The organism is Bacillus sp. NPDC077411 (genome assembly GCF_044543425.1).
Taxonomy (GTDB): Bacteria; Bacillota; Bacilli; order Bacillales; family Bacillaceae_G; genus Bacillus_A; species Bacillus_A bruguierae.
In genome coordinates this window covers 1-1093 of the sequence record NZ_JBITWA010000054.1, presented here as the reverse complement: position 1 = coordinate 1093, position 1093 = coordinate 1, and the positions used below count along the sequence as shown (strand labels likewise).

Annotated in this window: 2 protein-coding genes; both read left to right on the top strand. The window is 34.1% G+C overall.

Going from position 1 to position 1093, the window contains the following annotated elements:
- On the top strand, positions 1–681 hold a 681-nt coding region (locus ACIGHG_RS25640), incomplete at its 5' end, for a phage tail protein (protein WP_396551306.1).
- Positions 678–1093 (top strand): phage tail spike protein (locus ACIGHG_RS25635; RefSeq protein WP_396551304.1); only part of this gene is annotated, 416 nt, incomplete at its 3' end. The genes ACIGHG_RS25640 and ACIGHG_RS25635, both read left to right, overlap by 4 nt.

Genomic DNA, 1093 nt, shown 5'->3' with positions numbered 1-1093 from the left:
TTTGACATTATTATCAATAATCAATATGGGTTTGACTACCAACTAGCTGTGGCTGAACGTCCAATCATACCAACAGCAAAACAGAAAATAAAAAAAATCGAAGTTCCTGGTCGTCATGGGTCTTTGACAAAGAAAGAAGAATTCGAAGATGTTTCTTTTAAAGTGAAATTTAATGTACTTGAGTTTGAAAATATAAAACCATTGCTTAGAAAGGCAAAAGGTTGGCTAATGCAAGCAAAAACAGTAGCTTTTACAGATGATAGTGTATATCGAAAAATTAAAAGTGTTGAAATTGGTGATATAGCAAATGAAATTGAGGAATATGGAGAATTTGAGGTTACATTTACAGCTGATCCGTTCGAATATGCTATATGTCAGCCATTTGAAATAACACAACCAGGAGTGATTCTGAATTATGGCACGTTTGAATCATTGCCGAAGTTGACAGTATACGGAACTGGTAACGTAATAATCACTATTCATGATGAATCCTTTCAGTTGAAAAATATAAAAGATGGAATGATAGTAGATTCAGAGTTAAAGGAAACTTATTTAGGAACAACATCAATGAATAATCAAATGGTTGGTAAGTTTCCTATTTTTATAGTAGGAGAAAACACCATTTCATGGACAGGAACCATAACTAAAATTGTAGTAGAACCAAGGTGGTGTTATGTATGATTACACTGTACAAACCAAACGAAACGGATTTTACTCACAATGGTATTGGAATATTAGATGCGAATATATATGATCCAGTCGTTGAGGAAACACTCAACGGCTTATTTGTATTTTCTTTTAGCTATCCATTATTCGCACCTCATGGTCTTGAAATAAATGGACAGTGCATTGTGAAAACACCAACACCCGATGGTGATCAACTTTTCCGTGTTGTGAGACCACAACCATCTATGGGTGAACTAAAAGTGTTTTGTTATCACATATTTTATGATCTTACAGACAATTTAATTGAGGATACATTCATAGAAGGAAAAACCGGTTCAACAGCATTAGAACAGCTTTTAGGGAAATGTCAGTATCCACATCCATTTAAGTTCTATTCAGACATCATGAAAGTCGCAAGTTCTCGACT